The sequence below is a fragment of the Streptomyces sp. BRA346 genome, from assembly GCF_052851135.1.
In genome coordinates this window covers 232,363-249,541 of sequence record NZ_JAIWIH010000025.1, presented here as the reverse complement: position 1 = coordinate 249,541, position 17,179 = coordinate 232,363, and the positions used below count along the sequence as shown (strand labels likewise).

The following is a 17,179-nucleotide window of genomic DNA, read 5'->3' as shown; positions in this document are numbered from 1 at the left end:
TCACATCGCAGATGCCTCAGTGCTCAGTACACGTCGCGGGCGTAGCGCTTGTCGGCGGCGAGCTGCTTGACGTACACCTCGGCCGCGTCCTCGTCGAGCCCGCCGTGGGCGACGGCGATGTCGCGCAGCGCCCGGTCGACGTCCTTGGCCATCCGGGTGGCGTCCCCGCACACGTAGAAGTGGGCGCCGTCCTGGAGCCAGGACCACAGCCGGGCGCCGTGTTCGCGCATCCGGTCCTGGACGTACACCTTGGCCCGCTGGTCGCGGGAGAAGGCGGTGTCGAGCCGGGTGAGCGTGCCGTGGCGGCGCAGCTGCTCCAGCTCGTCCTCGTAGTAGAAGTCGGTGGCGCGGCGCTGTTCGCCGAAGATCAGCCAGTTGGGGGCGGTCGCGCCGCGCGCCCTGCGCTCCTCCAGGAAGCCGACGAAGGGGGCGACGCCGGTGCCGGGGCCGACCATCACCATCGGTGTGGTGGGGTCGGCCGGGGGCCGGAAGGCGGGCGCGCGCTGCACGAAGACGGGCACGGTGCGGTCGGCGGCGGCGTCCGCGAGATGGGTGGACGCGACGCCCTTGCGCAGCGTCCCGCCGCGGCTCTCGTAGCGCACCACGGAGACGGTGAGCCGCACCTCGTGGGGGTGGGCGAGGGGGCTGGAGGAGATGGAGTACAGCCGGGGCTGGAGCCGTTTGAGGACGTCGGCCCACTCCTGGGCGGAGGCGCGCACCGGGTGTTCGGCGAGGACGTCCACGGCCTGGCGGCCCCAGGTCCACTGCGCCAGACCGTCCTTGTTGTCCGGGCGCAGCAGCCGCTTGAGGTCGTGGTCATGGGTGCGCTCCAGGATGAAGCGCAGCAGGTCCGGGGTGACCTTCGCGATCTCCAGATGGCGTCCGAGGGCGTCGGCGAGCGGCATCGCGGTCACGTCCGCGCCGGGGGCGGCGGCGACGGCCACCTCGGCGGCCGGGTCGAGGCCGGTGACGGCGAGCCATTCGGCGACCAGGTCGGGGCAGTTCTCGGGCCAGACGCCGAGCGCGTCCCCGGCCTCGTAGGCGAGCGCGCCGTCGCCGGTGTCGAACGCGAACTGCCGCACCTCCTTGGCCGCTCCGGGCAGGCTCAGCAGCCGGTTGCCGGTGAGGCGGGTGGTGAAGGGCGCGGCCTTGGTGGGGCGTCCGGGGACGGCCGGGGCCTTCGGCGCGGGTGCTGCCGGTGGCGGGGCTTCGTGCGCGGTGGCTTCCGGCGCTCCCAGCGCGTCGAGGACGGTGTCCAGCCATGCCTGCGCGGGCTCGTCGTAGTCCGGTTCGCAGTCGGTGCGGGGGGCGAGGCGTACGGCGCCCAGCTCGTCGAGGCGTTCGTCCAGGCGGCGGCCGTGGCCGCAGAAGTCGTCGTACGTGGAGTCGCCGAGGGCGAGGACGGCGTAGCGGGTGCCGTCCAGGCGGGGCGCGTCGGCGGCGGCCAGGGACTCCCAGAAGCCGTGGCCGTTGTCGGGGGCGTCGCCGTCGCCGAAGGTGCTGGTGATGACGAGGAGGTCGGCGGGGCGGGGGAGGGTGGCGGCGGCGATGCCGTCCATCTCCAGCAGCCGGGCCTGCCGTCCGGTCTCGGCGAGGCGGCGGGCGGTGGCACCGGCGACGTCCTCGGCGTTGCCGGTCTGGGAGGCCCACAGGATGACCACTTCGCGGGCGGCCGTCCCGGGCCCGGCGGTGTCCGGCGCCGCCGCGGGGACGGCGGCGGGGCTGCCGGGGGCGGCGGCGCGCGAGAAGGCCCCGGCGAGGACGCCGTTGACCCACAGGGCGTGGTCGGGCGAGAAGGGCGCGTCGTGGGGCAGGACGGGGACGGCGGTGGCGGCCTGGGCGCTCGGGTTCACGGCCGGGCCGTTCCCGGACGGGCCGTTCCCGGACGGGCCGGGGAGCCCGGCGAGGAAGCCGCGCAGGTACTGGCGCTCGGGCTCGGTGAGGACCGGCGGCGCAAGGTCGGCTATCCCGAACGTGGTGGCGAGCCCCTCGGCCACCGAGGCCCCGCCGACCGGGGCCGGGTTCGCCGACGGCGCCGACGCGACCTTCGCCAGCGACACCGCGCACACCTTGAATTCCGGCTGGAAGGACACCGGGTCGACCGCGTCGTTCGTGACCGCGTTGACGCTGAGGTATTCGCCGAACAGGTCGTTCCAGTGGAACGGCGCGAAGCAGTTACCCGGCCGCACCCGGTCCGTCACCACGGCGGGCAGCACTGCCCGCCCGCGCCGCGAGGCCACCTCCACGGCGTCGCCCTCGCCGACGCCGAGCCGCTCCGCGTCCTGCGGATGCAGCTCGACGAACGGTCCCGGGTTGAGCTTGTTCAGCTTGGCGACCTTGCCGGTCTTGGTGAGCGTGTGCCACTGGTGCTGGACCCGCCCCGTGTTGAGGACGAACGGGAAGTCGTCGTCCGGCAGCTCGGCGGCGTCCATGTGCGGGCGGGCGTGGAAGACGGCGCGCCCGCTCGGCGTGGGGAACACCAGCCGGGGCCGGGTGCCGTCCTCGCGTACGGAGAGGGTCTGGCTGACGCCGTCGTTGACGTAGCGGACCGGGTTGCGGTCCTCGCCGTCACCGGGCGCGGCGGGCCACTGCACCGGGGTCTCGCGCAGCCGCCCGTACGTCACGCCCCGCAGGTCGTAGCCGGTCCTCGGGTTCGAGGTGCGTTTGATCTCCTCGAAGACCTCCTCCGCGCTCTCGTAGCCGAAGGCGTCCCCGTACCCCATCTCGCAGGCGATCCGGGCGATGATCCGCCAGTCCGGCAGCGCCTCGCCCGGCGGGTCGACCGCCTGCCGGGCGAGGGTGAGATTGCGCTCGGAGTTGATCATCACGCCGTCGGCCTCGGCCCACATGGCGGCGGGCAGCACCACGTCCGCGTACGCGTTGGTCTCGGTGTCGGCGAAGGCGTCCTGGGTGACGACGAACTCCGCCGCCTCCAGGCCCTCGATCACCGTCCGGCGGTTGGCGACCGAGGCGACGGGGTTGGTGCAGATGATCCAGCACGCCTTGATCTCGCCGTCCGCCATGCGCCGGAACATCTCGACGGTGCCCTGACCCGCCCCGTCCGCCCGCAGCGTGCCGGGCTCGATCCCCCACAGCTCCTCGGTGAACGCCCGGTCCTCCGCGTCCAGCACCGACCGCTGCCCGGGCAGCCCCGGCCCCATGTACCCCATCTCCCGGCCGCCCATCGCGTTGGGCTGGCCGGTGAGCGAGAACGGCCCGCTGCCGGGGCGGCAGATCGCGCCGGTGGCCAGATGCAGATTGACCAGGGCGTTGGTGTTCCAGGTGCCGTGCGTGGACTGGTTGAGCCCCATCGTCCAGCAGCTCATCCACTCCCCGGACTCGCCGATCCACCGCGCCGCCTCGCGGATGTCGGCCTCCGGGATGCCGGTGATCTCCGCGACCCGGTCCGCCGGATAGTCGTCGAGGAAGGCGGGCATGGCGTCCCAGCCCTCGGTGTGCTCGTCGATGAACCCCTGATCGGTGTATCCGCCCTCGACCAGCAGCCGCAGCAGCCCGTTGAGCAGCGCGAGATCCGTGCCCGGCCGTATCTGAAGGAACAGATCCGCCTTGGCGGCGGTCGCGGTGCGCCGCGGATCGACCACGATCAGCTTGGCGCCCGCCTTCACCCGGTCCATGAGCCGCAGGTACAGGATCGGATGGCAGTCGGCCATGTTGGAGCCGATGACGAGGAACACCTCGGCGTGCTCGAAGTCCTCGTACGACCCGGGCGGCCCATCGGCCCCCAGCGACAGCTTGTAGCCGCTGCCCGCGCTCGCCATGCACAGCCGTGAGTTGGACTCGATCTGGTTGGTGCCGATGAACCCCTTGGCCAGCTTGTTGGCCAGGTACTGCGCCTCCAGCGTCATCTGCCCCGACACATAGAAGGCGAGCGCGTCCGGCCCGTGCTCGTCCAGGATCGCCCGCAGCCGCCGCGCGGTCGCCGTGATCGCCTCGTCCACCCCGGCCGCCGCGGGCTCCGCCCCCCGGTCGTCGCGCGACAGCGCCGTCTCCAGCCGCCCGGGCGCCCCCAGCATCTCCGCGCTGGTCGCCCCCTTGGTGCACAGCCGCCCCGCGTTCGCCGGATGCGCCTTGTCCCCGGACGCCTTCAGCACCGTACGGCGCCCCTCGGCGTCCCGCCCGACGTCCAGCACGATCCCGCACCCGACCCCGCAGTAGGAGCACACCGTCCGCACCGATCCCGTCACCCCCGCGGCAGGGCCGGTGCGCGCCGACTGTGCCGACCGAGCCGATGCCGTCACGAATGCCCCTTTCACGCTCGCGGTGGGCGTCTCCCACTGCCGCCACCGTAAAAACCCCCGGTTGCGAGCGCGTCACAGCCGCCGATCGCGGGCGATTACGTCCCCTGCACAGTCCCCTTCCGCCGTATGTGAGCTTTGCTCTCCACGAGGGGGCTGTGCGGCGCCGCGGCGGGCCGGACGGCGTTCCAGCTGGGCGACGACCCCGGCGTGGAAGCGGTCCACGGCATCGTCGACGCTGCGGATGAATCCCGACTCGGCATTGCCGCGGGTGCTGCCCATGCTCTTGAAGAGGGACAGCCGGAAGCCGGTGATCCGCTCACCGTCCTTGGGGAGGAGATCGCCCGGCTCGGGGCGCAACCGCTCCAGCGTGCCGCGCGGACCGCCGCCCTGCCCCTCGACGAGGGTCTCGATGTGGAGGTCGGCCGGGGCCTCGGCCAGCTGGCGCACCAGGCGCTTGACCCAGGTCAGGGGGTAGCCCTGGCCGGGCGCCGGGCTCTCGATGGAGGTGCGCGGCTTGCCGGTGCGCAGGTCGGCGACGATCGCCAGGATCCCGGTGGTGCCCTCGATGCGCAGCTCGGCGTGGCGGCGGTCGCCCTGGCACAGCGCGACCTGGACAGGGTGATCACGGCCTCGTAGCCGCGCCGGGCCGCTATGTCCATGTAGTCCTGCACCTGCTCGGGCTTGAGCGGATTGCCGTTGGTCTTGGTCTCGACCAGGGCGGTCCAGAGCTTGCCCGCCCGCTCGACGCGGATCACACCGTCGGGGCGCTTGGGAGCGTTGCCCCCGTGCGGCAGCGAGACCTCGGTGAAGGTCTCCATACGGCCCGCCGGCGCGCCGAACGCGGCAGTGAGCCGCCGCCCGAACTCCGGAACCTGGGCGATCACCGACAGCAGCACGGACGTCGCCCTCATCTCGCGCTCCCGGTCGCTTATGAGCGAGGAGACCGGGAAGAGCCGGGCCAGCCGCCAGGAGTCGTTTTCGGCCAGCGACTTCTTGGCGACCTTGGGGAGGGTGACCTTCTTCTTCGCCGTACGGGGGCGCCTGGGCGCCGCGGGCGCCGCCTCCGCCACCGGCGGACCGGCCGCCGCCTGGCCGGGAACCGTCGGCAGCGCCTCGGGGGACGCCTCCTGCTCGACCGCGACGGCCTCTTCCTCCGCCTCCGGGTCCGCCTCCGGATCCTGCGCGGAGCCCTCCTCGTCGGCGTCGTCGACGATGTCGATGCCGAAGTCCGTCGCCAGCCCGGCCAGCCCGGACTCGTAGCCCTGACCGACCGCCCGGAACTTCCACTCCTCACCGCGCCGGTACAGCTCACCGAAGATGAACGCGGTCTCCACGCTCGCGTCCTCGATGGTGAAGCCCAGCACGGTCTCCCCGGCCCGGTCGGCGAGCGTCATCCGGAGGTCCGCGAGGTCACCGAAGCGGGCGCCGCCGTACCGGCTGGCCGCCACGACGATGCGTTCGACGTCGGCCGGGGCAGCGGTCAGATCGAGGCTGATGCGGTCCTCGCTGCCGTCGGCCCCTTCGGCATCGCCGGGTGGATCGCGTACGACAGCGGCTGAACACCGCGAGGCGCTCGCCGAACGTGTTCAACCACCCTGGTCGCTGAAGCGGAGCCGACGCTCCGAGCGCCCGCACACGTGGCACCTGATGAGGCGTCAGGCCACTTCCTGATGCTGCGTCATGGCTATTTCTGACGAAACGTCACCCACCACCCGAGGGGCCCGGACCATCACGGTCCGGGCCCCTCGGACACAACACCTCCCGCACTCCTCTATCGTCTCTTGTCAGCCGACTCACAGACGTGAAAGGCTCGGCCCACCCGTGAAGGGGAATCCCCAACTCCGAGTCAGATCTGTGCTGTTGGCTGCCCACCCCGCGGCCCCATGTGAGAGGCTTGCCCCCGGCGGGGGCGCCACTGTTCGTGAGTGAGGAATGTGCCTCCATGCCCGACCACTCGGCATCCCGGGACGGCGCGTTCGCGCCACCCGGCCAACCGTCCGTCTCCGCAGCGGACACCGACGCCGTCTCCCCGACGGTCCTGCTCAACCTCTACTGGGACGCGGTAGCCGACTACGCGAACCTGTGCACCACCACCCCTGAAGACGGCATGCGGCTGGCCACCGAGGCGTTCCGGCGCGGCATACGGGCCGCCCGCAACCGCCGGGCCCGATCCTGGGGGCCGCGGCTGCCGTGGCTTCCGCTGCTCCTGACGTCCGTACGCAAGACCGCCGCCGACTGGCACACCCACCGGGACGGCGACCGGCTCGACCCGGAGCTGCGGGTCTGGCTCTCCTCCACCGGTGTCGCCCGCTACGCCGTCCCGCCCCGCGAACAGCCGCTCGCCCTGCGCGGGCTGCGCGACCTGGGGGAACGCGACGGGGCGCTGCTGTGGGAAATCGAGGTGGAGTCGCAGCCGGTCGAGGCGCTGGCCTGGCAGCTGGGCGGCGACATCGAGTACGCCGCCGAGGAGATCGCCCGGGTGCGGGCCGCCTTCCGGCAGCGCTGCCAGCGCAACCATCTGGACACCCTCACGCATGAGGAGTGCCGCAGCTACGCCAAGCTGCTGGACGCCGCCACCCGTTCGCCCGATGCCCACTCCCCGGCGGACCTGTGGCAGCACCTCGCCCGCTGCCGGAACTGCCGCGAGGCCGCCGCCTGCCTGTACCTGCACGGTGGCGGGCTGCCCAACGCGCTGGCCGGCGGGGTGCTGGGATGGGGCGGGCCCGGGTACGTGGCGCGGCGGCGAAGAACCGCCGAGCGCACCCCGGGCGCCACCCCCGCGTCGACCGCACCGGCGTCGCACGCCGTCCGCATCCCGTTACGGGACCGGGTCCTGGACAAGGTCGGCGGGCCGCTGATGATGGCGCCGCGCCTCCTGCGCCAGAGACTCGGCATCGGCCCGACCGGACGCAGAAGAGCCACCCACGGTGTGCGCAGGGCCCGTACGGCGACGGTCGCCCTGGCGGTGGTGGCCGTGGTGGCGCTGGCCATGATGGTTGCGTTAACCCGAACCGCCGCGGTGTCCGGCGACGGAACCGAAGAGCAGGCCACCGGCCGGGTGGCCCGCGACACCACCGCCCCGGGTGGCACCCCCTCGGACACCACACCGGTGGACACCGGGACACCCAGCGGCCCGGGCGGATCCGCCGAGCCGTCCTCCTCCCGCGGTGGCGACGGCGTGGGCGGCAAGACCGGGAAGGACGACCCGGCGGACGAGGACCGCGGCAAGGACGGGGACGAGGACGGGAAGCGCACCTCCGCGCCCGCCTCGCCCTCCCGCTCGCAGGGTTCGGGCCAGGGCCACCGGCCCGGAGACGACTCGCCCCAGAACCCCCCGAAACCCTCGGACGAGCCCAGCTGCACGGCCCGCTACAACGTGGTCACCGAATGGCCCGACGGCTTCAAGGCCGAGGTCACGCTGACCTCCCGCAGTGCGCTCGACACCTGGCGGATCACCTGGGACTTCCCCGACTCCCAGCGCGTCACCCAGATGTGGAACGGCCAATTCACCCAGCGCGGTGCCACGGTGACCACCACCCCGGCCGACTACAACAAGCGCGTCGACGCCGACAAGCCCTTCTCCGTGGGCTTCCTCGGCACCTGGGGCAGCCGCAACTCCGCGCCCCGCGCCTTCACCCTGAACGGTGAGCGCTGCTCGGCCTGAGCACAGGAGTGCCTGAACGACGACACGACGCGGCCCGGGTTTCCGGGCCGCGTCCGGTGTTCCGGGGCGGTCAGCCGACCGGATCGGGACCGACCGGGCCCCCGCCACTTCCCCACCCGGATGGCCGTACGGGACCCCCGACCGTGTTACACGACGGACGCGGGTGGCATGTAATGGCGCGCATGAGCAGTGTCCTCAGCGGCATCGTGTCCCTGCCCCCGGACACCCCCACGGTCCGGGCGGCCCGGGTGGTGGTGGAGGTGCGCAACGTGACCCGCGCCGATGTGTCCGCCTCCGTCGTGGGGGCGCAGGTGCAGACCGATGTGCCGCTGAGCCCGTCCGGCCACATCCCGTTCAGCGTCACGGTCCCCGGCGAGCTGGACCCCGACGACGCCTACGGGCTGCGCGTCCACGTCGATCTGAGCGGTACGGGCTTCCTGGAGCGCGGCGACCTGGTCAGCGCCCGGGTGGGCCCGGTTCCCCCGGCCTCCACCGCCGGGCTGATCGCCCCGGTCAGCGCGGTCTGATCACGCGGTCTGATCACACGGCGTGGTGCGCCAGCGCGGCGTGCGGATCGGGGGATCGGTCGGACGGGGCCGGGTCGGCGTGGATGAGGGCGGCGGTCAGCCGGGGAACCGCGTGCAGCAGCGCGTGTTCGGCGTCCACCGCCACCCGGTGGGCCTCCCGTACGCTCAGCTCGCCGCCGACCACGACCGCGACCTCCGCGCGCAGCCGGTGGCCGATCCAGCGCAGCCGCAGTTCGCCGATGTCCCGTACGCCGGGCACGGCGCGCACGGCCCGCTCGGCGGCGTCGGTCAGGGCCGGGTCGACGGCGTCCATCACCCGGCGGAACACCTCGCGGGCGGCGTCGCGCAGCACCAGCAGGATCGCGGCGGTGATGGCGAGGCCGACGAGGGGGTCGGCGAGCCGCCAGCCGAGGGCGGCACCGGCCGCGCTCAGCAGGACGGCGAGCGAGGTGAAGCCGTCGGTACGGGCGTGGAGGCCGTCGGCGACGAGGGCGGCCGAGCCGATCTCGCGGCCGACGCGGATGCGGTAGCGGGCGACCCATTCGTTGCCGATGAAGCCGACCACGGCCGCGGCGGCGACGGCGGACAGCTGCTCGATGTCGCGCGGGTGCAGCAGCCGGTCGGTGGCGGTCCAGGCGGCGAACGCGGCGGAGGCCGCGATGGTGAGCACGATCGCGATCCCGGCCAGGTCCTCGGCCCGCCCGTACCCGTAGGTGAAGCGGCGGGTGGCGGCGCGGCGGCCGAGCAGGAAGGCGAGGGCCAGCGGGAGGGCGGTCAGGGCGTCGGCGGCGTTGTGGACGGTGTCGCCGAGCAGCGCGACCGACCCGGAGGCCACCACGACGACGGCTTGTGCGACGGCCGTCGTGCCGAGGACGGCGAGGGAGGTCCACAGGGCGCGCAGGCCGCGGGCGGAGGACTCCAGGGCCCGGTCCACCTTGTCGGCGGTGTCATGGGAGTGGGGACGCAGCAGATGGCCCGCCCGGTGGCGCCACCGGGCGGCGCGGCCGTGGGGGTGTCCGTGGTCATGGCCGTGGGTGTGCTGCTCGTGGTCGTGCCCGTGCTCATGCCCGTGGGTGTGCCCGTGCCGGTCGTCCATGGCAGCATCCGCCTTCTCGTCACTCGTCGGTTCAGCCTCAGGACTGGACACGGTCCGTCCCCGCCACCCATTATGTGCGCATGAGCGCACGCATGCACCTATCAGATGCGCACGATGCGCATCCGCGCACCCCGAGCACCGAGCAGTTCGCGCGCGCCGCCGAGGTGTTGGGCCTGCTCGCCGACCGCACCCGGCTGACGCTGCTGCACACCCTCGCCTCGGGCGAGGCCGATGTGACGGCGCTGACCGCCGTCTGCGGGGCGGCCCGCCCGGCCGTCAGTCAGCACCTGGCCAAGCTGCGACTGGCCGGGGTCGTCACCTCGCGCAAGGACGGCCGCCGGGTCGTCTACGCGCTCCGGGACGGGCACCTGGCCCGGCTGGTCACCGAGGCGCTGAGCCACGCCGACCACGAGCTGTCGGGCCTCCCCCGGCACGACTGACCACACGACCGGCCACACGACGGCCGCGCGAATGACGTGATTGCCGCACTACCCGTTCAGCCCCGGCAGGCCCACTGGTTACGATCTGGCGCGATGGGCAGAGGGCGGGACGGAGACGACGGCATACGGAGGCGCACGGTGCGAGCCACCGCGCGCTCCGCGCTCAGCCGTGCCGTACCGCTCCTCGCCGCGGTGCTGTGGGTGGCACCGTCGTGCGTCCACTCCGGCGGCGACCACCCGCCGATATCCACGGGCTGCCGGCACCGTCTCGTAGCCGAAGCGCAGCTCGAACGGCCGCCCCTGGGGCGGGACCCGGCCGCCCCCATCGCCGAGTTCCACACCGCACCCATCGCCCCGGCCCCCGGGGACGACGCGAAGACCCCGGGCGGCGGCAGCGACGACTGCGTGGCCGGTCCCCGCGGCGGGAACCCCGCCCTGGTGCCCGCCCCCGTTCCGCCGCCCGCCCTCGTCGGCTTCCGGCCGCCGGACGGCCCACGGGCCACGGACTCCGTACGGGCCCCGCCCGACACACACGTCCACGCCCTCGGCCTCCATCAGCTCCAAGTACTCCGCACCTAGGCCGATCGCCGACCTCCGTCATCACTTCACTCATTCAGTGCGACCGTGCGAGAACTGCGAGGACTGGGACAGCCATGGCTTCCAAGGCATCGAAGACGAAGGGCGCGGCCGAGCGCCGCGCGAAGATAGAGGAGCTGCGCCGCGCGGAGAAGGCCCGCGAGCGCCGGTACCGGATCATCACCATCACCTCCTGCACGGTGATCGTCGCCGGGCTGGCCGTCGGCGGCTTCCTCCTGGTCGACGCGGGCAACAAGAAGGAGGAGAAGGCCGCGAAGGTCTCCTCCTCGGTCGTGAAGTCCGGTGAGTTCAAGGGCATGACGACCTGGAAGAACCTGGGCCGCACCCATGTGAGCGGCTCGGTGAAGTACGCGATGTCGCCGCCGGTCGGCGGAAACCACAACCAGGTCTGGCAGAACTGCGACGGCGACGTCTACACCAAGCCGCTGACCAAGGAGAACGCGGTGCACTCGCTGGAGCACGGCGCGGTGTGGGTGACCTACAACGACAAGGCGTCCAAGGAGGACATCGCCACCCTCAAGGCCCGGGTGGAGAAGACCAAGTACTCGCTGATGAGCCCCTACGAGGACCAGAGCGCGCCGATCGTCCTCAACGCCTGGGGCAACCAGCTGAAGATACAGAAGGCCTCGGACCCGCGCGTGGCCGCGTTCTTCAAGAAGTTCGTCCAGGGCAAGCAGACGCCGGAGCCGAACGCCTACTGCACCAACGGGAAGTCCTCGTGACGAAGGGGGCCGCCACCCTCGGCCGCGCGTCACGGCAGCCGCTGGTGGCGGGGATCACCGCCGCCCTCGCGGTGCTGACGCTGGTGGCGGTGGGGGTGGTGTGGCTGACGAGCGACCGCTCGGAGGGCACGACCGGCAACGGCACACCGAAGGACACCTCCGCCGAGGCCGGTTTCGCCCGCGACATGTCCACCCACCATCAGCAGGCGGTGGAGATGTCGCTCATCGTGCGCGACCGCACCGGCGACGAGGACGTGCGGCGGCTGGCGTTCGACATCCTCACCGCGCAGGCCACCGAGCGCGGGATCCTCCAGGGCTGGCTGGACCGGTGGGGTCTCGACCGGGCGTCCGAGGACGCGCCGATGACGTGGATGAAACACGGCTCGGACGGCATGGAGGGCATGGAAGGCATGGACCACGCCTACAAGGCGCACGACGGCTCGCTCATGCCGGGCATGGCCACCAACACCGAGCTGGACCAGCTGCGCAAGGCCAAGGGCAAGGCGGCCGAGGTGCTCTACCTGAAACTGATGACCGCCCACCACAAGGGCGGTGTCGCGATGGCGCAGGGCGCGGTCGACCTGGTCACGGACCCGCCCGAGAAGCGGCTGGCCCGGACGATGGTGCAGGCCCAGCAGTCGGAGATCCAGCTGATGGCCGACATGCTGAAGGAGCGCGGCGCGAGCTCCTGAACGCCCCCGGTGAGGCCCCCGGCCCGGCCCACGGGCCGGGGGCCTCACGCCCCGTCCGGCTCCGTGCCGAACACGCCCGCCCGCGCCGCCTGGTAGACCGCCTCGGCGCTGGTCCGCACCAGCCGCGCGTCGATGGGCCCGCGCAGGATGAGCACCCGGTAGTAGAAGGGCGCGCCCAGCGCGGCGATGACGTCCTTGGCGTCGGTGTCCGCGGGCAGTTCGCCCCGCTCGACCGCGTGCCGCACGATCCGGGTCACCTCCTCGGTCCGGCCGACGAAGGCAGCGCGGACGATCTCCTCGACCCGTGGATCGTGGGCGGCGGCCGCCAGCAGCCCCTGGATGACGTTGCGGTTGCGCAGCGCGTCGGTGAAGTCGCCGATGGTCTGGGCGAGTTCGTGGAGATCCTGCCGGAAGTCGCCCGAGTCGGGGGTGGGGAGCGTCGAGCTGCGCTCGGCCAGCAGATCGACGACGACCCCCTCCACCGTCCGCCAGCGCCGCCGGATGGTCGACACGTGCACCCCGGAGCGCTCGGCGAGCTGGTCGAGGGTGAGGGCGCTGAACGACGCGGCGCCGAGTGCGTCGTAGGCGGCGGCCAGCACGGCGGCGCGGGTCCGTGCCGTGCGTCCGCCGGGGCGCGCCGAGCCGTGGGGTGGTCGCGCGTTCATGGATGGTGAGCCGCCATGTCTCCTGTGCCGCGGAAGAGGTGGGTGGGCCCGACCCTATGGCCCGCCGGAATCGGGTGCACCAGATCTTCACTGTTTCCAGCCGTTACCGGTCGGTACCGCATTGCGTGACGTGCCCACGTCTGGATACGGTGACGCCCCAGCTTAACGCGCGCCCATGAGCATTAAGGGCGAGCTTTTCGAGTAAGCGTGCTGGACCTTCCGTACGCGGGGAGGGAAGGTCCAGCGCGCTTGCGGCTCTAGGGGGTGCCCGGCGCCGAGCGCTCCACGATGCGGATCATCTGGCCCTGGGTCAGGGCGGGTTCGGCGATGGGGTGGGCGGCACCGGCCCGCAGGCCGTCGAGGAAGAACGCCAGACAGCGCCGCCAGGCCCGCGGCGCCGTGTCCATGGACTCCCGGATCACCTGGGACATCGCCCAGACCAGAACGGCGAGATCCTGCGGTTCGAAGTCGGCGCGCAACCCGCCGCCCTCCTTGGCGCGTTCGATGATCCGCTCGGTGTGCCGGAGGCACTCCCGGGACGCCTCGTTCAGCTCGGCCGCGGCGGGGAAGCGCCGGGCGACCGCGTCGTTGAGACCGCGATCCTCGGCCTGGAGGGCGAACAGCCCCTCGACGTAGCCGGTGAACCCGTCCCACGGGCTGGGGTCTTCGAGCGCGGCGGTGGCGATGCGCTCCAGGGCGGCGAGCCGCTCCGGGAAGATCGCATCGAAGAGCGCCTCCCGGGTGGGGAAGTGGTTGTAGAGCGTGCCGATGCTGACACCGGCCCGGCGGGCCACCTCCTCCAGCGGAGCTTCGAGGCCGCGCTCCCCGAACACCACGGTGGCGGCGCGCAGCAGCTTGTCGCGGTTGCGCGCGGCGTCGGCCCGCAGGGGCCTGGATCCGGCTGTCATGGCGGCCATCCTACAAAAGTCGAGGCACCCCTCATGTTCCGTGCTACCGTCCCGAAAAGTAAGTTGAGACAGCCCTCAACTTGTCGTCGACGTGCTTCGGAAAGGACGTCCTCATGTCCGCATCACCCCGCGGGACCGCCGTCGTCATCGGAGTCGGACCCGGACTCGGCATGTCCATCGCCCATCGCTTCGGCCGCGAGGGCTACACCGTGGCCCTGGTGTCCCGCAGCGGGGCGCGGCATGCCGGATACCTGGAGGAGCTGGCCGCGGCGGGCATCGAGGCCGGGTCCTTCCCGGCCGACGTGCGCGAGGCGGACGGTCTGCGGTCCGCGCTGGACGCCGTCGCCGAGCGGTACGGAAGCATCGACCTCGTCTACTACGGCCCCGCCGCGGCCGATGCCGACGCCTGGCCCACCCCGATCACCGAGGCCGACTCCGACAGCGTCCGCACGGGGATGAGCTGGATGTACCCGGCCGTCGACGTGGTCCAGCAGGTTCTGCCCGGCATGGTCGAACGCGGCGGTGGGGGGCTGCTGTTCGCGACCGGTCTCAGCGCGGTGCTGCCGATGCCCGCCCTCGGCAACCTGGCGATCCTCTCGGCTGCGCTGCGCAATTACGCCCTCACGCTGAACGCGGCCCTGGCCGGACAGGGGATCTACGCGGGGGCGCTCGTCATCGGCGGGGCCGTCGAGCGCGGCGACATCCACCGCATGGTGACGTCCCGGCCGGAGCAGTTCGGGGACGTGAAGGACATGTCGCTCGACCCCGATGACATCGCCGACACCGCGTGGGCCCTGTTCTCCGGGCGCGACCGGGCCGAAGCGGTCTTCAACGCCCCGCACTGAGCCGATGGGCGCGCGGCGGCGCGGGCAGCCGACGGCCCCGGCGGGCCGCTTGCGTGCGCACCGCCGGGGCCGGAGGGGGTGTCAGCGGGCGAACGCCGGGGTGAACTCGACCGGGATGGACGACACGCCGCGCATCATCAGCGAGGAGCGCCACTGGAGCTCCTCCGGGGTGACCGCCAGGCTCACGTCCGGGAGGCGGTCGATCAGGACCTCGATCGCGGCCATGGCGATGTTCTCGGCCAGCTCGCGGGCGACCTGGGGGCAGCCGTGGGTGCCGTGGCTGAAGGCCATGTGCGCCTGGTTGCCCGCCGCCCCGGCGCGGAAGTCCGGGCGTACGTCGGGGTCTGCGTTGGCCGCGGCGAGGCCCAGCATCATGCAGTCGCCCTTACGGATGTGGCGACCGGCGAACATGGTGTCCTCGGAGGCCCAGCGGCCGACCCAGTTGGGGACCGGGGTGGCCTCCCACAGCACCTCGTTGAGCGCCTGGCCCACGCTGCGCCGCCCGCCGGCCATGGTGACCGCGAACCGCTCGTCGGTGAGCATGAGCCGCAGCGCGTTGCCGATCAGGTCGGTGGTGGGCTGGTGGGCCGCGTAGACGTTGCCCAGGAGGTCGTTCAGGATCTCCTCGTCGGTGAGGCCCGCCGGGTGGAACGCCAGCACCGAGGCGATGTTGGTGGCGCCGGGGTTGGAGCGGGCGTTCTCCAGCAGCGCCACCATCCGGTTCAGCAGGTTCTGGTGCGCCTCCGGGCCGCCCTTCCCGCTGACCAGGTCGACCGTCTCCTGCACGATCTCGGGGGAGTCGTCCAGGCCGTACATGCGGTTCAGCACCCGCAGCGGGATCTGGCTGGCGTACTCGGCCATCAGATCGGCGCGGCCGCTGCCCGCGAAGACGTCGATCAGCGAGTCCGCGACGCGCTCGCACTGCGCCCGCAGTTCGGACGGGTCCACGGACTCCATGCTGTCGATGATCGCCTCGGACCGCCGCTCGTGATCGGCGCCCTCGGAGAACAGCATCGTCGGCCGGTAGGCGACGAACGTCATCAGCTCCCAGTCGGGCGGGACCCGGTCCCAGGAATGCCAGCGGCGTGAGTCGCGGGCGAACAGGTTGGGGTCCGTGGTGACGCGGAGCAGCTCCCGGTAGCCGAGCACCATCCAGACGGGGATGTCCGGTTCGAGCAGCACGGGCACGACGGGGCCGTGCTCGCGGCGGAGCGTGCGGTACAGCTCGTCCGGATCGCCGCGGAGCAGATCCATGTCGAGCCGCACCGCGTCCGGCTGCTCCGGCCAGCCCCGCAGGGGCGGTGCGGCGGGCGCGAAGGGGTCCTCGAGCGGAGGCATGGGGTCCGGGGTGGTCACGCGGTGGTCTCCCGGGCGGCGGAGGAGGTGGACAGGGAGTAGAGGTGGCGGGCCAGCGCGACCAGCACGGCCTTGCTGGACTCGCGGTCACGGGCGTCGCAGTCGATCACGGGGATGTCCGAGGGCAGATCGAGCGCGTCCCGGACCTCCTCCAGGGTGTGCTGCGGTTCGGTGAAGTTGTTGCGGGCCACGATGAACGGCGTCCCGTGGTACTCGAGGCGGTCGATGGCGTACCAGGAGTCGGCGAGCCGGTTGGTGTCCACCAGGACGACCGCGCCCAGGGTCCCGGCGAAGAGCCGGTCCCACAGGAACCAGAAACGTTCCTGTCCGGGCGCGCCGAACAGATAGAGCACCATCTCCTCGTCCAGGCTGATGCGCCCGAAGTCGAAGGCGACCGTGGTGGTCGTCTTCGACTGGACGAAGGAGGCGTCGTCGATCCCGACGCCCGCCTGGGTCATCGTCTCCTCGGTGCTGAGCGGGCGGATCTCGCTCACCGACTGGACCATCGTCGTCTTGCCCACGCCGAAGCCGCCGACGACGACGATCTTGAGGCCATCGCTCGCGCTCGCCCGCAGCGGTGCCCGGACGTCGGCGCGGTCAGAGGTTCTGGAGTGCAACGAGCACCTTCTTCAGTGTCTCGGGCTCGGGCAGCCCTCCGTTGTCGGGGCGGGCCGCATGCGGATGGCGCGCGGTGATCTTGCCGGTGTCGAGCAGGTCGCACAGCAGGATCTTGACCACGCTGACGGGCATTCCCAGGTACGAGGAGATTTCCACGACCGCCATGGGCCGCCGGCACATCCGCAGGATCTTGACGTGCTCGGACTGCATGCCGAGTGACGGTTCGGATTCGCTGACGATGAGCGTGACCATGTCGAACACGCTCTCGTCGGCGCGGCTGCGGCCACCGGTGACGGTGTACAGCCGGTCAGGGTCCTCGCTGTCGAGCGGCCCTCGGATCATGTGTTCGTCCCGCCGCCATGGCCACCGTTCGCGAAGGTACGGGGCGCCGCCCGCAGATGGTCGCCGATCTGCTCGACCATTTCGTTCATGTTGTGCCCGATGATGCCGACGTCGGCCTCGTCGTGCGCCACGACGGCCAGGTGGGCGCCCTCACCGGCCTCGACGATGAACAGGATGCCCCCGTGGAATTCCGTCATGGACTGCCGTACGCCGCCGCTGCCGTCCCCGAACTCGATCGACGCGCCGTGGGAGAGGCTCTGGATACCCGAGGCGATGGCCGCCAGCTGGTCGGCCTGGTCCACGGAGAGTCCGGACGTGAGGCAGAGCTTGAGGCCGTCCCGGGAGAGCACCAGCGCGTGCCGGGCGCCCGGCGTCTTCTCCAGCAGGTTCTCCAACAGCCAGTCCAAGCTGCGGTCTGTGGTGTTCATCGGCGTTCCTATCATCACGG

The 17,179-nt window shown here is 72.2% G+C and carries 15 protein-coding genes and 1 pseudogene; 7 read left to right on the top strand and 9 right to left on the bottom strand.

Features of this window, described 5'->3' with window-relative positions:
• Positions 1-23 precede the first annotated feature (23 nt).
• Together LCH29_RS28260 and LCH29_RS28255 are read right to left on the bottom strand one after the other, a co-directional pair.
• The gene (locus tag LCH29_RS28260; protein WP_446464543.1) at positions 24-4,193 is read right to left on the bottom strand and encodes a molybdopterin-dependent oxidoreductase; all 4,170 of its coding nucleotides are present in this window, start codon (positions 4,191-4,193) and stop codon (positions 24-26) included.
• Positions 4,194-4,331: 138 nt separating this feature from the next.
• A pseudogene (locus LCH29_RS28255) lies at positions 4,332-5,791 on the bottom strand (TerD family protein); the annotation flags it as partial.
• Positions 5,792-6,201: 410 nt separating this feature from the next.
• Between LCH29_RS28255 and LCH29_RS28250 the strand changes: the two are divergent.
• A complete protein-coding gene (locus LCH29_RS28250) occupies positions 6,202-7,923 on the top strand; it encodes a cellulose binding domain-containing protein (RefSeq protein ID WP_446464517.1) in 1,722 nt (573 codons plus the stop codon).
• Positions 7,924-8,105: 182 nt separating this feature from the next.
• Positions 8,106-8,450 (top strand): hypothetical protein, encoded by a 345-nt coding sequence (locus LCH29_RS28245; protein WP_446464516.1) that lies wholly within the window; start codon positions 8,106-8,108, stop codon positions 8,448-8,450.
• A gap of 13 nt (positions 8,451-8,463) precedes the next feature.
• Here the strand turns inward: LCH29_RS28245 and LCH29_RS28240 are convergent, their stop codons facing one another.
• On the bottom strand, positions 8,464-9,546 hold the full coding sequence (locus LCH29_RS28240; protein WP_446464515.1) for a cation diffusion facilitator family transporter: 1,083 nt from the start codon (positions 9,544-9,546) through the stop codon (positions 8,464-8,466).
• Positions 9,547-9,626: 80 nt separating this feature from the next.
• Between LCH29_RS28240 and LCH29_RS28235 the strand changes: the two genes are divergently transcribed.
• From LCH29_RS28235 to LCH29_RS28220, 4 genes are all read left to right on the top strand, one after another.
• Positions 9,627-9,986, top strand: a complete 360-nt coding sequence (locus LCH29_RS28235) for an ArsR/SmtB family transcription factor (RefSeq protein ID WP_446464514.1) — start codon at positions 9,627-9,629, stop codon at positions 9,984-9,986.
• A 138-nt stretch (positions 9,987-10,124) separates the two neighbouring features.
• Positions 10,125-10,565 (top strand): hypothetical protein, encoded by a 441-nt coding sequence (locus tag LCH29_RS28230; RefSeq protein WP_446464513.1) that lies wholly within the window; start codon positions 10,125-10,127, stop codon positions 10,563-10,565.
• A 74-nt stretch (positions 10,566-10,639) separates the two neighbouring features.
• On the top strand, positions 10,640-11,305 hold the full coding sequence (locus tag LCH29_RS28225) for a DUF3105 domain-containing protein (RefSeq protein ID WP_446464512.1): 666 nt from the start codon (positions 10,640-10,642) through the stop codon (positions 11,303-11,305).
• Positions 11,302-11,997 carry a DUF305 domain-containing protein gene (locus LCH29_RS28220; RefSeq protein ID WP_446464511.1) on the top strand — a complete coding sequence of 232 codons (696 nt, stop codon included), beginning with the start codon at positions 11,302-11,304 and terminating at the stop codon, positions 11,995-11,997. Before LCH29_RS28225 ends, LCH29_RS28220 begins: the two co-directional genes overlap by 4 nt.
• Positions 11,998-12,041: 44 nt before the next feature.
• On the opposite strand, the gene LCH29_RS28215 is transcribed toward LCH29_RS28220, so the two are convergent.
• Together LCH29_RS28215 and LCH29_RS28210 are read right to left on the bottom strand one after the other, a co-directional pair.
• A complete protein-coding gene (locus LCH29_RS28215; RefSeq protein ID WP_446464510.1) occupies positions 12,042-12,662 on the bottom strand; it encodes a TetR-like C-terminal domain-containing protein in 621 nt (206 codons plus the stop codon).
• 257 nt (positions 12,663-12,919) lie between these two features.
• Entirely contained in the window at positions 12,920-13,570 is a 651-nt protein-coding gene (locus LCH29_RS28210; protein ID WP_446464509.1) for a TetR/AcrR family transcriptional regulator, read from the bottom strand.
• 113 nt (positions 13,571-13,683) lie between these two features.
• Here LCH29_RS28210 and LCH29_RS28205 point away from each other — a divergent pair, with 113 nt between their 5' ends.
• Positions 13,684-14,415 (top strand): SDR family NAD(P)-dependent oxidoreductase, encoded by a 732-nt coding sequence (locus tag LCH29_RS28205; RefSeq protein ID WP_446464508.1) that lies wholly within the window; start codon positions 13,684-13,686, stop codon positions 14,413-14,415.
• 81 nt (positions 14,416-14,496) lie between these two features.
• On the opposite strand, the gene LCH29_RS28200 is transcribed toward LCH29_RS28205, so the two are convergent.
• From LCH29_RS28200 to LCH29_RS28185, 4 genes are read right to left on the bottom strand one after another with little or no spacing between them, the layout of a single operon-like run.
• On the bottom strand, positions 14,497-15,771 hold the full coding sequence (locus LCH29_RS28200; protein WP_446464507.1) for a cytochrome P450: 1,275 nt from the start codon (positions 15,769-15,771) through the stop codon (positions 14,497-14,499).
• Entirely contained in the window at positions 15,768-16,388 is a 621-nt protein-coding gene (locus tag LCH29_RS28195; protein WP_446464506.1) for a GTP-binding protein, read from the bottom strand. Before LCH29_RS28195 ends, LCH29_RS28200 begins: the two co-directional genes overlap by 4 nt.
• Positions 16,369-16,731 (bottom strand): DUF742 domain-containing protein, encoded by a 363-nt coding sequence (locus LCH29_RS28190; protein WP_009716375.1) that lies wholly within the window; start codon positions 16,729-16,731, stop codon positions 16,369-16,371. The genes LCH29_RS28195 and LCH29_RS28190 overlap by 20 nt, the downstream gene beginning before the upstream one ends.
• A complete protein-coding gene (locus LCH29_RS28185; protein WP_446464505.1) occupies positions 16,728-17,159 on the bottom strand; it encodes a roadblock/LC7 domain-containing protein in 432 nt (143 codons plus the stop codon). Before LCH29_RS28185 ends, LCH29_RS28190 begins: the two co-directional genes overlap by 4 nt.
• Positions 17,160-17,179: the final 20 nt, after the last annotated feature.